Origin of the sequence: Micromonospora sonchi (genome assembly GCF_014646235.1) — a bacterium.
Lineage (GTDB): Bacteria > Actinomycetota > Actinomycetes > Mycobacteriales > Micromonosporaceae > Micromonospora > Micromonospora sonchi.
This window is the reverse complement of record NZ_BMNB01000098.1, coordinates 1-704: the sequence shown is the minus strand read 5'-3', so window position 1 is coordinate 704 and position 704 is coordinate 1. Positions and strand designations below refer to the sequence as shown.

The window sequence follows — 704 nt, the reverse complement described above, 5'->3', positions numbered from 1 at the left end:
GCGAAGGGGTTGCTCTCACTCGTCGCCTGCGGCGTCCACGTGCCGCCCAGGCTGGTGGCCGTGAAGGAGCGGAAGTAGCGGCCCTGCGAACCGATCGCCTCGACGAGCATCAGGTACCGGTTCTGGCCCTGCAGCTTGTAGACCTGCACCCCCTCGAACAGGTTGTTCGTGGTGTCGGTCATGATCGTGGTGTAGTTCGACCCGAAACTGCCCGGGAAGTTGCCGATCGGCATGCTGGCCCGGTAGATCCGGCCGTTGTCCCCGGCGAAGAAGAGGTACATGTTCTGGTCGTCACCGATCACCGCCTGGTCGATCGGACCGGTGCTGGAGTTGGAGATGCTGCCGGAGAACAGCGTCTGCGCCGACGACCAACTGTTCACGTTGGTCGGGTCGGTGGAGGTGCGGTAGGAGAACGCCGGGCCGCCCCACTGGTAGGCCAACACCCAGACGTTGCGCGGCGCGAAGTAGAACAGGCTCGGCGCGACAGCGGCGAACGGCATCTGGTTCTGGCTGGCCGACCCCATCTGGTTCCAGATCGAGAACAGACCGAAGTTCATCGAACCCCACGTCGAACCCGTGTCGTGCGTGGTGGCGTACACCAGGTGCTGACCGTTGTACGGCGCGTGCGTGAAGTCCTTCAACGACACCCACCCCGACCTCGGCTGCGCCAACGCACCCGACGACGACCACCGGTACGACGACGG

At 64.8% G+C, this 704-nt stretch carries 1 protein-coding gene; it reads right to left on the bottom strand.

From position 1 onward, the window contains the following. Positions 1–704: non-reducing end alpha-L-arabinofuranosidase family hydrolase (locus IEY61_RS30925; protein WP_268240710.1), on the bottom strand; the 704-nt coding region annotated here is incomplete at both ends.